This is a genomic window from Fructobacillus ficulneus (assembly GCF_001047075.2).
Lineage (GTDB): Bacteria > Bacillota > Bacilli > Lactobacillales > Lactobacillaceae > Fructobacillus > Fructobacillus ficulneus.
The window spans coordinates 543,711-557,148 of the sequence record NZ_DF968005.1; the positions used below are offsets into that span (position 1 = coordinate 543,711).

General features: G+C 45.0%; 11 protein-coding genes and 1 pseudogene. All 12 read right to left on the reverse strand.

The annotated features are described in order from the left end of the window. A pseudogene (locus tag AOQ29_RS08305) lies at window positions 1-169 on the reverse strand (Bax inhibitor-1/YccA family protein); the annotation flags it as partial. Window positions 170-250: 81 nt separating this feature from the next. Then, the gene (gene murC, locus AOQ29_RS07210) at window positions 251-1,585 is read right to left on the reverse strand and encodes a UDP-N-acetylmuramate--L-alanine ligase (protein WP_061993804.1); all 1,335 of its coding nucleotides are present in this window, start codon (window positions 1,583-1,585) and stop codon (window positions 251-253) included. A 13-nt stretch (window positions 1,586-1,598) separates the two neighbouring features. Further along, window positions 1,599-2,255: a YtpR family tRNA-binding protein gene (gene ytpR, locus AOQ29_RS07215; RefSeq protein ID WP_061993805.1), complete on the reverse strand. Its 657-nt coding sequence runs from the start codon at window positions 2,253-2,255 to the stop codon at window positions 1,599-1,601. A gap of 39 nt (window positions 2,256-2,294) precedes the next feature. Beyond that, window positions 2,295-2,972 carry a 5'-methylthioadenosine/adenosylhomocysteine nucleosidase gene (locus tag AOQ29_RS07220; RefSeq protein ID WP_061993806.1) on the reverse strand — a complete coding sequence of 226 codons (678 nt, stop codon included), beginning with the start codon at window positions 2,970-2,972 and terminating at the stop codon, window positions 2,295-2,297. A gap of 21 nt (window positions 2,973-2,993) precedes the next feature. Continuing rightward, the gene (locus tag AOQ29_RS07225) at window positions 2,994-3,305 is read right to left on the reverse strand and encodes a hypothetical protein (RefSeq protein WP_061993807.1); all 312 of its coding nucleotides are present in this window, start codon (window positions 3,303-3,305) and stop codon (window positions 2,994-2,996) included. Beyond that, entirely contained in the window at window positions 3,295-3,870 is a 576-nt protein-coding gene (locus tag AOQ29_RS07230; protein WP_061993808.1) for an NUDIX hydrolase, read from the reverse strand. The genes AOQ29_RS07225 and AOQ29_RS07230 overlap by 11 nt, the downstream gene beginning before the upstream one ends. Window positions 3,871-3,872: 2 nt before the next feature. Then, window positions 3,873-4,088 carry a cold-shock protein gene (locus tag AOQ29_RS07235; RefSeq protein WP_061993809.1) on the reverse strand — a complete coding sequence of 72 codons (216 nt, stop codon included), beginning with the start codon at window positions 4,086-4,088 and terminating at the stop codon, window positions 3,873-3,875. 102 nt (window positions 4,089-4,190) lie between these two features. Then, window positions 4,191-5,642: an NCS2 family permease gene (locus AOQ29_RS07240; RefSeq protein ID WP_061993810.1), complete on the reverse strand. Its 1,452-nt coding sequence runs from the start codon at window positions 5,640-5,642 to the stop codon at window positions 4,191-4,193. A 103-nt stretch (window positions 5,643-5,745) separates the two neighbouring features. Further along, window positions 5,746-10,062 (reverse strand): PolC-type DNA polymerase III, encoded by a 4,317-nt coding sequence (locus AOQ29_RS07245; protein ID WP_061993811.1) that lies wholly within the window; start codon window positions 10,060-10,062, stop codon window positions 5,746-5,748. A gap of 54 nt (window positions 10,063-10,116) precedes the next feature. Continuing rightward, a complete protein-coding gene (locus AOQ29_RS07250) occupies window positions 10,117-11,847 on the reverse strand; it encodes a proline--tRNA ligase (protein ID WP_061993812.1) in 1,731 nt (576 codons plus the stop codon). 82 nt (window positions 11,848-11,929) lie between these two features. Next, window positions 11,930-13,183, reverse strand: coding sequence for an RIP metalloprotease RseP (rseP, locus tag AOQ29_RS07255; protein ID WP_061993813.1), 1,254 nt, complete (start codon window positions 13,181-13,183; stop codon window positions 11,930-11,932). Between the two features lie 39 nt (window positions 13,184-13,222). Then, on the reverse strand, window positions 13,223-13,438 hold a 216-nt coding region (locus AOQ29_RS08310), incomplete at its 5' end, for a phosphatidate cytidylyltransferase (RefSeq protein ID WP_242977435.1).

The following is a 13,438-nucleotide window of genomic DNA, read 5'->3' on the forward strand; positions in this document are numbered from 1 at the left end:
CAGCCACTTGAGCCAAGAAGTAGTGTTGGACAATGTAGCCAGACACGGCGGTCATGTCTAAGGCAATGCCCATATAGCCGTAAACGCGTTGGAAGAAGGTCTTCATCCCTTCATCCGCTCCGGTCACGTCCCGGCGGGCGTTCATATCAAAATTATCAAAATTATTCATTTGGAATACCTCCCATTGGTATTGTGAATTCTAACAAAAATTATAGCAAAAAATATTTAAACTAAGATTAAATCCAAATAACTAGTTAATATCTGGTTGAATCTGACCTAACAGTTTTTCATAGGCAAATTCGTATTTCTGAATATCTCCTGCACCCATAAAGACCAAGACAGCATCATGGTGCTTCAATAATGGTGAGACATCATCTTCCTTCAAGATGCTAGCACCAGCTGGTAACTCGTTGGCAATATCTTGGGCTGAAACTGTCCCTTGGGCTTCTCGTGCTGATCCAAAAATTGGCGTCAAGTACACCGTATCAGCTGCTTGCAAGGCTTTAGCAAATTCATCCTTGTAGGCAATTACTCGAGTAAAGGTATGGGGTTGGAAAACAGCCACAATTTCTTTATCCGGATACTTTTGTCGAGCCGCATCAATTGTAGCTTGAATCTCGGTTGGGTGGTGAGCATAATCATCGATAATCGTAATATCTTGGACCTGCTTTTCTGAGAAACGACGCTTAACCCCTGGGTAAGTTAACAAATGTTTAGCAACAGCTTTCAAATCTAGATTTTCCAAGTAAGCCACAGCAATAACTGCCGTCGCATTGAAAACGTTATGCTGCCCAAAAATTGGAATCACAAACGTACCTAAATCCTTACCACGGAAAGAAACGGAAAAGCTCGAACCACTAGTTGTCTTGGTGATATTCGTAATCAAAAAATCGTCTCGGTCTGCTTGGTCCCCATAATAATACACAGGAACGTCAACACCCAAGTTTTGTAAGCTGGGATCATCGCCCCAAGCTACAATTCCCTTTTTAACCCCATGAGCAAAATCAACAAAGGCTGAACGGACGTCAGCTAGGTCATGGTAGTAATCCGGATGATCAAAATCAATATTCGTCAAAATCGCATAATCAGGGTGGTATGGTGCAAAGTGACGACGATATTCATCGGCTTCCAAAACAAAAAAGTCGGAGTTTTCAACGCCATGACCAGTCCCATCACCAATAAGGTAAGATGTCTTGGCTAAGTTCTTAACGACATGAGACAACAAACCTGTCGTTGAAGTTTTACCATGGGCTCCCGCAACGGCAATCGTGGTTGCTCTGTCAACCTGTTGTGCAACAGCATCAGGATAAGAAATCATCTTAACGCCAGCTTTCAGGGCAGCAGCAACTTCGACCTGGTCGTCTTCAAAGGCATTCCCGCGAATAAAGGTAGCGTCCAAATTTTCCAGCACGTTTTTTGCGGCAAAGGGCAAAATCTGAATTCCGGCTGCTTCTAGCGGAGCCTGTGTGTACGTAAATCGATCAATATCTGAACCAAGGACAACATTTCCCTGATCATGCAGGATTTGAGCTAAAGGACCCATCCCAGTGCCCTTAATCCCAATAAAATAATACTTCTCTGCCATTTTCGGCCCCTCTTTAATAGTTTGTATCAATTAAGCCGTCCGCATACAAACTTTGGGCAGCAGCAAAATCAAAGGCTTGTCCAACCTGACCAAAATCAGCTGGTAAGACCAAGGCACCAGGTTTATCAGGTGCTCCTGGCAACTTTAATTCACGACCTGAAACGATCATTCCAGCAGAAGGAACCCCGCGTAAAGCCCCATCCCAGATGATTTCGCCAGAAGGCATCATTGACCCTGGTTGAGCAACAACCACTCGGATTCCTTCAGCCATGTTGGGTGATCCTGAAACAATTTGCAAGGTCTCATCCTTACCAACATTGGCTTGGGTAACGTGCAAATGGTCTGAGTCAGGATGAGTTGTCATTGAGGCCACTTCACCAACGACCAAATTTGAACTTTCAACTGCGATTTGATCGGCAAAGCCAGCTGCCTTCAAGGCCGTATTTACAATAACTACTTGATCTTCATTTAAGAAAACTTGGCCTGTTTGGTCAGTTAGCTGTAACTGTTCACCTAAACCAGCAATGTTTAAAGCAATTGTTTGGTTATTTTCTGGATTAGCAACCCGGGTTACTCCAGCTTGGCTTTCAACCGTTACTTTGTTTTGGCTCGGTGCAAAAGTGAGCATCAAAATGTCACCAACAGCTGCTTGGTTATAAACTGCAATCATGGTTAATATCCTTTATCACAAAATTTATTTTTGAAATGTTTAAAGAGCAATGCTATCTAAGTAAGTCAACAAGAGCTTAGCTGATTGACGACCAGCTTCGACAACATATTCATCAAAGGTTACTGATGATTCACCGTTAGCTAAATCAGAAACCCCGCGCAAAACGATAAATGGCACGTGGAAACGATTGGCAACTTGTGCGACTGCGGCCCCTTCCATTTCAGCCACTTGAGCTTCAGGGAAGAACTTCGCAATTTCGGCTTTTTTGGCATCTTGAACGAAGCTGTCACCAGAAACAATTAAGCCAGGCTTTGCATTCGTTAATTTGGTAAAGGCATCAACTAATCCTTGGTCAGACTTAAATCGGGCTGGTTGGTCAGGAAGTTGACCAAAGTCATAACCGAAAATGCGGACATCAGCATCAAAGTAGGTCAATTCAGTTCCAATAACTGCATCGCCAATGGCCAAATCAGGTTGCAAGGCCCCAGCTGATCCTGTGTTAATCAACACTTCAACATTGAAAACTTGAGTTAACATCGTTGCGGCTGTTGCGGCAGCAACTTTACCAATCCCTGATTCAGCTAAAAACACTTGATGGCCAGCGTAATCACCAACTAAAACAGTTAAGTCAGCAAATTTCTTTTCCACACCGTTTTGAATCGCAGCAGTCAATGCCTTCTTTTCCTCGGGCATTGGGGTAATAATTCCAATTTTCACAATAAATCCTCACAAAGTATCTTAATTATTAAAGTTAACAAAGAAGAAGAACAAATAAGTTAAGACAATCAAGACGGCAACTAAAATCATTGCTCGGTTGTATCGATAAGATAATCGATCAGTCTTACCCTTCTCCGTCAATTGTCCATCAGAACCAAGTTGAAACTTACCCTTTTTCGTCAGGCGCATTTCAGCACGGTTTTCTGGTTCGACAACTGTTATCGTTTCCGCATGGGTCTTGGCATATTCTTTTTCGACCTTATGACGCTGTTTTGACCGACGACGTTCCTCACGACTTTTTCTGCGTCGCAATAGTCCATTTTTATCTGCCATTATTCATTCTCCAATTTGTCCAATAGAAGTAAGCCATTAAGGTCTTTATATCATTTAACTTGCCATCTTGGTACAAGGTTGTCATTTCAGCAAATGAAAGGGTCACTAAATCAAGCGACTCTCCATGGTCCCGGGGTAACTTATCATCACCCGACAATGGCTGCATTTCACTAGCTAAGTAGAAAGCCATCTGGGCATCTGTAAAACCAACCCCCTCATAACCCAACGCAAATTCTTCCAAATGACCAGGATGATAGCGAATTTCTTCGTTTAACTCACGAATTGCCGCCGCTTCACAGGCGGCCTTTTGGTCACCGTGGTCCCGACTATCGACTTTCCCAGCGGGGATTTCAAGAACAAAATCGCCAGCGGCTGCTCGCCATTGACGCACTAAAATTGCATGATCTTCATCCACCAACGGCAAAACACCAACTGCCAAAACGTGATGAACAATATCACGTTGCGCAGTGGTCCCATCAGCTAATTGTACCTTTTGTTTTTCAACTGAAAAAATTGGACCTTGATAGATAGTTTCACTTGCAATTACTTGTTCTTTATCAGCCATTATCAGTCTTCCTTATCGACGACTTGAACTTGAGCTGCCTGAAAGGCATCTTTTCCTTGAACCAAAACATAGGCCACCCGTTCACCAGGTGTCAATGACTTAAAGCCGTCACCAGCAATCCCATTAAAGTGAACATAAACATCGGGTCCCTTTTCTTCGGGTTCGATATAACCATAGCCGCGTTCGGCTTGCCAAATTTTTACTTTTCCATATTTCATATTTTCATTATAGCAAAAATAACCCCCTACCTGTTGGAAAAAGTCGGTTTCTCACCAATCCCAGAGCAAATAAAAAAACGGCTTGCGCCGTTTTGATTTGACTTAAATTAAAGCCAACAAAATGAAGTTTGCCAAGAAGAAGGCCGTAATCAACAAGAGAATTGGTGACAAGGTCTTAAATTCCTTCTTCGCGATTTTAACAATAATATAGAAGATGAAGCCGGCTGCAATTCCATAAGAAATAGAGAAAGAAAAGGCCATAAAGATTGAAGTAAAGAAGGCAGGAATGGCAACTGAAAGGTCATTCCAATCAATCTTCTTAAATTCGCCCATCATCATGATTCCCACGACAATTAGCAATGGCGCAGTTGCCACACCAGGCACAACTGAAACCAAAGGTGCCAAGAAGAGCATCCCCAAGAAGCCAATTGACGTCACAACGTTAGTCAACCCAGTCCGACCACCAGCAGCAACACCCGTTGCTGATTCGATAAAGGTTGTGGTGTTAGAAGTCCCAACAGCTCCAGCCAAAGTCGTTGTAAAGGTATCAACAACTAAAGCCTTATCCATCTTTGAACTGAAAGAGTTATCGGCCACAAAGGCCTCTTGGTCCTCCTTGGTAAAGATACCAGTTTGGTTACCAATTCCAATCAAGGTTCCGATGGCGTCAAATAACCCAGTCAAGCCCATGGCAAAGATTGTCACCACGGCCAAGAGGGTCTTCTGCCAAGTGCCGAAAAGTGACTGCATTCCATTTGGTCCAAAAGTTGAACCGAATGTTGAGCCAAATTCAGAGAAGGCATGTGGGAGAGAAGTAGCGGCTGACAAATGGGTATCCGTCACGCCCATTGGAATTCCGATTAAGGTGGTCAAAATCAAGGTAATCAAGAAAGCTCCTGGGACCTTGCGAATCAACAAGAACGTAATCAAAACCAAACCAATCAAAGCTAACAAAGCTGGTGCATCGGTAAACTTAGTCAATTCAGGGGTCACCCCACCTGAGGCCAACAGTGAGTTCAACCCACCCTTCACAGCCCCACCAGAATAGGCATGATCATTGACCTTGATGATGTTATTTCCATCAATCACAAAGTTAATAAAACCAGCATTTTTCAAGCCAATGTAGGTCACGAAGGCCCCTAAACCGCCACCAATGGCAGCTTTGAGTTCTTCGGGAATCGCCTTTACGATTGCTTGACGGCCGTGAGTCAAGGTAATCAAGACATCCAAGATTCCGACCAAGAAGACGATTGCCAAGGCCTGTTGCCACTTAAAACCAAAGCCAAAGACGATGGTATAAGTGAAGTAGGCCTGCATCCCAATTCCGGGTGCCAAGGCAAAGGGCACGTTGGCATACAATCCCATCAAAAGGGTTCCAAAGACCGCCACAACAATGGCAGCCACAAAGACTGCTAATTGAGGCATCCCCGTTTGACCCAAAATTTGTGGGTTCAAAAAGAAGATATAGGCCATTGAGATGAAAGTCGTAATTCCGGCAATCACCTCTCGTTTCACGGTGGTGTTATTTTCTTTCAATTTAAAGAATTTTTGCATAATATCCGGCTGAAAAGCGCCGGCTCCTTTTCCTTATTTTTTTGATAACTGCTGATATCCGCCACAGCAGGTCGAACTAAGTCTTAGTATATGGTGCTAAAGATTAAAAATCAAAGAGCGACAATTGATTTTCATCTGGTAGGTCCGAAATCACGGAATGAAGGGTCAAGAACTCAATAATCGTTTGTGACACCTTGCCCCGCTTTTTCAGGTCTTCCTTACTGATAAACTTCTTTTCCGCCCGGGCCGCGACAATCTGGCGGGCAACGTTATCACCCAAACCAGGAATAGTGGAGAATGGTGGAATTAATTCGGTTCCATCAATTACCCAGTCGCTAGCCTCAGACCGGTACAAGTCAACCATCTTAAAGGAGATTCCTCGTTCGAGGGCCTCGTTGGCCATTTCCAGAACAGTTTGCAAGTCTTGGTCACCCTTGGTGGCCTCATTACCGAGGTCACGAATCTTAGTGATGGCAGACTTAACCGCATCCTTACCCCGGGCCATCGCCACAATGTCAAAGGCTGAAGCACGAACTGAGAAATAGGTTGCATAGTAAACCGTTGGGAAATAAACCTTAAAGTAGGCAATCCGCAGCGCCATCAAGACATAGGCCGCCGCGTGCGCCCGTGGGAACATATACTTGATTTTCAGACAGGAATCAATATACCATTCTGGCACCTGGTGTTCACGCATCAAGGCCTGGTACTCATCGGTAATGCCCTTTCCCTTTCGGACCTTTTCCATAATATTAAAGGCGTCTTCGGAAGGGAGACCATAACCGATCAAATCGGTCATAATCTTGTCTCGGGTTCCAATCACGGTCGCAATCGTGGCCGTCCCATTTTCAACTAAGTCGTGAGCATTGCCCAACCACACATCAGTTCCGTGCGACAGACCAGAGATCTGGAGCAATTCGGAATAGGTATGGGGTTGGGTGTCTTCAAGCATTCCTCGGACGAAGGTTGTCCCAAATTCAGGCAGACCAAGCGTCCCAGTCTTAGAGTTGATTTGCTCGGGTGTCACACCCAAAGCCTCAGTCGAGGTAAAGAGACTAATCACACCAGGGTCGTTAGCTGGAATTGTCTGGGGGTCAATCCCCGACAAATCCTTCAGCGTCCGGACCATGGTGGGATCATCATGTCCTAGGATATCCATCTTTAACAGATTATCGTGAATTGAATGGTAATCCATGTGGGTCGTCTGCCAGAGGGCATTTTGGTCATCGGCCGGGTATTGGACCGGCGTGAAATCATAAATGTCGTGGTCGGCTGGCACAATCAAGATTCCACCGGGGTGCTGGCCGGTTGTTCGCTTGACTCCGGTTACTCCGGCTGCCAAGCGTTCAACTTCGGCCCCACGGAAGTTCTTATCGTGGTCGCGTTCATAAGCCTTGACGTAACCAAAGGCTGTTTTCTCGGCAACCGTCGCAATTGTTCCTGCTCGGAAGACCTTTTGTTCTCCGAACATCACCTTCATATAGTTGTGAGCGATTGGCTGGTAGTCCCCGGAGAAGTTCAAATCAATATCAGGCACCTTGTTACCCTTGAAGCCCATGAAGGTTTCGAAGGGAATATTCTGCCCATCCCCAATTAACATTTCGCCCGGATGGTTAGGGTCTTCCTTATCCGGTAAGTCATAACCTGACCCATAAAGCTTTTCGTCAGCCAATTCAAAGTAATCACCATGAGCCGACCGGTAATGCGGCGGCAAAGGATTAACTTCGGTAATTCCAGACATCGTCGCGACGAAGGAAGAACCAACCGATCCTCGCGACCCAACCAGGTAACCGTCCTTATTAGACTTGGCCACCAACCGTTGTGAAATCATGTAGTGCGGGGCAAAACCGTTTCCAATAATTGACTTTAATTCCCGGTCAATCCGTTCCTGAATCAGTTCAGGCAATGGGTCCCCATAGATTTCTTTAGCAGTTGCAAAGGTCTTTTCTCGTAATTCATCCCCCGCCTCAGGAATTTGAGGTGGGAAAGACCCCTTTTTCAAAGGTGAAACCTTATCAATTTGGTCAGCAACCACATGGGTGTTATCAATGACCACCGCTTGTGCTTGGTCGTCGCCCAAGAAGGCAAACTGGTCCAAGAGGTCCTGGGTCGTGCGGAAATAAACATCCGGTAAAGTTGTCCGGTTGAGTGGGTTTCCTGGTTGTGATCCAATCAGGATACTCCGGTAAATTTTGTCTTCAGGGTTGGTGTACTTCACGTCTCCAGTCACGACCACCGGCTTATTCAACTCAGTACCTAACTGCAGCATTTCCTTAATGATGCTTTCCAATTTCCCTGGGCTAGCAATCAGCTGGCTATCCAGCATCGGTTGGTAGTTCGGTAGCGGTTGAATTTCAATGTAATCGTAGAATTCAGCCTTTTTCTTAGCCGCTGCATAACCCTTTTCAATCAGAGTAACAATCACATCACCACTGGTATCACCAGTACCAACCAAAATTCCGTCACGGAACTTGGTTAAGACAGACCGAGGAATCCGCGGCACCTTGTTAAAGTACTTAATATTGGATTCCGAAACCAATTGGTAGAGGTTCTTCAATCCCTGGTCATTTTGGACCAAGAGGGTCGCGTGGAATGGACGGCCATGTTTCCAGGCCCCACCATCCAACATATGGTCATTTAACTGGTTAAAGTTGGTTAGCTCATACCGTTGGTTGGCTTCTTTCAACAACTTCCAAGCCAAGTGGCCAGTTGTCTCGGCATCGTAAATCGCCCGGTGTGCTTGTTCCAGTTCGATACTGAACTTCTTGGCCAAAGTGCCCAACCGGTAAGACTTGTAGTCCGGGTATAACCAGCGGGTTAAAGTCAAGGTATCGATAACGGGATTTTCAATTGGTCCCTGGTCGTAGCGGGCATAGGTCGCATTCATAAAATCAACATCGAACGTGACATTATGGCCAATCAAGACCGTCCCTGCTGACCATTCCCGAAAGGCCTGAATAACTTCAGCTTCCGGTTTAGCATTCGCCACCATCGCATCCGTAATCGACGTCAAATTCGTCGTAAATTCTGACAACGGAAAGCCAGGATTAATGTACTCCGAAAACTTATCGACAACGTTGCCCAGTTCCATTTTGACCGCTGACAATTCAATAATTCGGTCGGCTACGGCCGAAAGCCCCGTCGTTTCCAAATCAAAGGCAACGTACAATTGGTCTTTAGCGAGCAAATCAAGGTCTTGCGAGTTAAAGGCAATTGGGTCCCCATCTTCGACAACGTTGGCTTCCATCCCGTAAATCATCTTAAAGCCTTCATCATCCCCAGCCGCAGCATTAGCGGTTGGGAATCCTTGAACATTAGCATTGTCAGTAATGGCTAAGGCATCTTGGCCCCAACCCTTGGCTAACTTGGTTACTGCAGTAAAGTTAGTAACCGCGTCCATCCCAGACATGTTTGAGTGGGCTTGTAATTCAATGCGTTGTTGGTCTCCCTCGTACTCTTCAGCCCGGTTTTCATGGTCAACCACTTGCAGGTCGTAAATGTTAAGCGCTAATTCACGGGCGTAAGTATCTTCTTGGACATTCCCACGAACCTTAACCCACAACCCTGCCTTTAGTTGGTCAAAAATTGCCTCGTCTTGTTCATTGTTGGAAAACTTTTTTGCCGTAATAGAAGACGAGTAATCGGTAATCTTCAACGTTAAGAGCTTTCGACCAGACCGTAATTCCCGGACTTCATCAGCAAAGACATACCCTTCAACGGTGACCCGCGATTCTTCCCCGTCGATTGCTTCTAGGCGGGTAATATCCGTATCGGGATTAATCGCCCGGCCAAGGCGGAGTGCTAAACCATTAGCACCAGTCTTTGGCTTAGCTGCATTGACCTTTTCAATTGCTTGGTTGACCGTTTCTTGAACGGCTTGTTGGTGAGACTCGTAATTCTCGTGCAGTTTCTTTTCTAAGTCTTGGTCAACGCTAACGGTAAATGTCAAACCTGACAAACCAAAATCAGCATATGCCTGAATCAATTCCGTTAAAACGGTCTTATTAACTGCCTGAGCAATGTTAGCAACCGCCACTGCAATTTGTACCTGCCCGTCATTTGCCAAAGACAACTTTGATGATGCAGCTAATTGTTGACTGATGGCAAAAGGTAAGGACGTCTTGGCCAAAGCTTGACGATAGTATTCCTGAAGGTTAGTCATCTCAACCTGGGCTTGGTCGACTTGAATGGCTAAATCAACCTGGGAGACATGCTGAAAATTTCCTTGCAAACCAGTTAAAAACGCCAAATAAGTTTTGAAAGGCAAGACTTGTGGTAAGGCTACCACAAACCGCCAAGATTTTTGACGAGGGTCGACTTGCACAGCAGCTAAATGACCGCCCTTAAAAAAGGCTCGATCAGCGGTGCTTTGCTGACTTTGATTTAATAGCTGTTCCAATTGTTCTTGTGGATTAAGCGGCATAATCAACCTTCCTTGTTAAGTCAAAAAAAACCGATGGTTATCGGCTTTTTAAAATTACATAGTTTCACTTTGCCCGTTTAACAAAACGGCAATTGAATCTGTCACTTCTGACAAACGCATTTCAAAACTTAATTGGTCAGCACGGACAGAAACTTCAACAATGCCTTCACCGGCCTTCTTACCAACTGTGATTCGGATTGGCAAACCAATTAAGTCAGCATCAGCAAACTTAACTCCTGCCCGTTCCTTCCGGTCATCAACTAGGACTTCAAGGCCTTGGCCGGTTAATGCTTCTTCTAATTCAGCGGTAATCTTCATTTGGTCGTCATCTTTAACATTGACAGGCACCAAGTGCACATCAAATGGTGCAACAGCAGCAGGCCAAACCAAACCGTTCTCATCACTCTTTTGTTCCGCAATCGCTGCCAACAAACGAGAAACACCAATTCCGTAAGAACCCATGATGATATCTGTGTTACGACCATTTTCATCAAGGACTTGGGCACCCAAAGCCTTTGAGTACTTGGTCCCTAACTTAAAGATGTGACCAATTTCAATTCCCTTGGTAAATTGTAATTGTCCCTTACCATCAACAGCTGGATCGCCTTCTCGAGCTGTTCGGAAATCGGCCACTTGGTCATCTTCCAAGACCACGTCGCGACCCCAGTTAACATTTAAGAAGTGCTGACCATCTTCATTGGCACCAGCTGCAAAATTAACCAAGTCGGCCGCACGTTCATCGACCAAAAGCTTAACAGATTCAGGTAAACCAACTGGTCCTAATGAACCAAAGCCAGCCCCAACCGCTTCGCGAACTTGATTTTCATCAGCTAATTCAACATCTGAATAGCCTAGATGGTTTTGAACCTTAACCAAGTTCACTTCAAAGTCACCAGTCGTGACAACCGCAACCAAATCTTGGTCTGGTGTGACAACCATGATGGTCTTAACTAAGTTAGCTGGGTCTTCATCCAACAAAGCTGCCAATTCATCAATAGTCTTAGCAGTTGGTGTCGCCAACTTTTCCATTTCGGCTAATTCTTGGTCATCCTTGTTAACACGAGTATAGTCGTCCTTGGCCATTTCCAAGTTGGCGGCATATTCACTTTGGTCTGAGTAGACAATCGTGTCTTCACCAGCAGCGGCAGGTGCAGAGAATTCCTTCGAATCTGACCCACCCATGGCTCCTGCATCACCAACGATTACTCGGTAGTCAACGCCAATGCGGTCAAAGATTTTAACGTAGGCGCCTTCCATCTTCGTAAAGGCCGCATCCAAACCAGCCTGGTCGGCTGAAAATGAATAGGCATCCTTCATGATAAATTCACGAGTCCGCAAAAGTCCAAAACGAGGACGACCTTCATCACGGAACTTGGCTTGGATTTGGTAAGCCAACAAAGGCAACTTCTTGTATGACTTGATGTCATTCCCAAACAATTCAGTAAAAGTTTCTTCATGGGTTGGACCCAAGATAAAGTCACGGCTTTGACGGTTCTTAAACTTGTACAAGTCTTGACCGTATGTGGCATATCGACCAGACCGTTCCCACAATTCTGCCGGCAAAACTTCTGGAACCAACATTTCATTGGCTTGAACGGCATCCATTTCCTCGCGGATAATGGCTTCAATTTTGTTTAACACACGCTTTGCCAAGGGTAGGTAAGCAAACATCCCAGCAGTTACCGGGCGAATGTAGCCCGCCTTTAATAAGAGTTGGTGGGACTTCACTTCAGAATCTGCTGGCACTTCCCGTAATGTTGGCATAAAAAGCTGTGATTGTTTCATAACATCCTTCTTTCGGCTCTAATTAGCTTCACGAGTTTTCTCGTTTAATAAAGTAACTTTGTCCTGATTAATGTTGTTTAATTTATTGACCAAGGTCTTTAATGGTGACCAAAACCATCAAAACGACTAATAAGGCTGTCCCCACTCCCGTGAGGGCAGTTTCCAACCAGGCAGGTGCCGGTCGTCTGAAAATTAGTTCAATTAAGTCTAAAAAGATTTTACCACCATCCAAGGGTGGAATGGGTAGCAAGTTAATAAGGCCCAAATTAACTGACAAAAGCCCCAATAATGCTAAGACAGTAATCCATCCTTGGTGAGAAGCCTTGGCAGTGGTCTTCGCCAGCATCACTGGGCCACCCAGCTTATTAATTGAAAAGCCCCCCTGGAAAAGGTTGGCAATTCCCTGGCCAACTTGGGTAAACCAAGTCTTAGAGTTATAAGCAGCAAACTTGATACGAGAAATTGGATCAGTGTAATCCTTAATTCCAACACCAATTCGAATTTGATTTTGACCATCAATTTTGATTTTTTCGGGCTTAACCGTTTTCGTCAACGTCTGACCATCACGGCTAATCTTTACTCGTAAAGATTGATTTTCATGCTGCGTAACTTCGTTAGCAAAATCAGTAAAAGTCGCTACTTTAACACCGTTAACGGCCTCAATCCGGTCATTTGTCCGCAAACCAGCTTGAGCTGCTGGTTCACTTTTAACCACTTGACCAATAACCGGTTCATTAAAGTGAACTGATGGCAAGGCAAAACTCAAAATACCAGCTGCCACAATGGCTAAGATGAAATTCATCGCTGGCCCAGCAAAATTAATAATCAATCGCTTCCAAACAGGAGCAGATTCAACCCATGTCGACTTGGGAGCAATCCGCGTTGTAATCCCATCTGTCCCGATTCGAATTGCATTGACCGCCACTGGCAAAACAACCATATCTGCTTGGTCCTGCCGGTAACCAGTTAACGTCAAGGCATCAACCAAGTCAGCCTGATCAATTTGAAATAGGAAACCTGGGCCATCTTGGTCAACCCGTTCATCCAGAGCAGTCACAAAACCGGCCTCGTCCATTGTTAATCGGAGACGTTGACCGGCTTCCAGCTCATCCTTTTCCATCTCGCTGGCCATACGAACATAGCCGCCGACGGGTAATAAACGTAAAGTATAAGCCGTTTGATTTTTATACCATGACAAAATCTTAGGACCCATTCCAATCGCAAACTCACGGACTAGAACTCCAGATTTCTTAGCCACGATAAAATGACCGAACTCATGAAAACCAACTAATAGTCCAAAAACAATTAAAAAGGCAATGATTGCGGTAACGCTCATGTACTGTCCTCCTAGGATTGAAAGCAGGAAAAATTAATTTTAGTGTAACATATCCAAAACGGCCATCATTGGCATTACTACTAACATTGAATCAAAGCGGTCTAGGATTCCACCATGACCAGGTAGGATATTCCCTGAATCCTTGACACCAAAGTGGCGCTTTAATGCTGATTCAATCAAGTCACCGATTTGACCACAAACTGACAAGATAACAGCCATCAGCAACAAGTCAACCAAGCCGTACTCTAACCACTT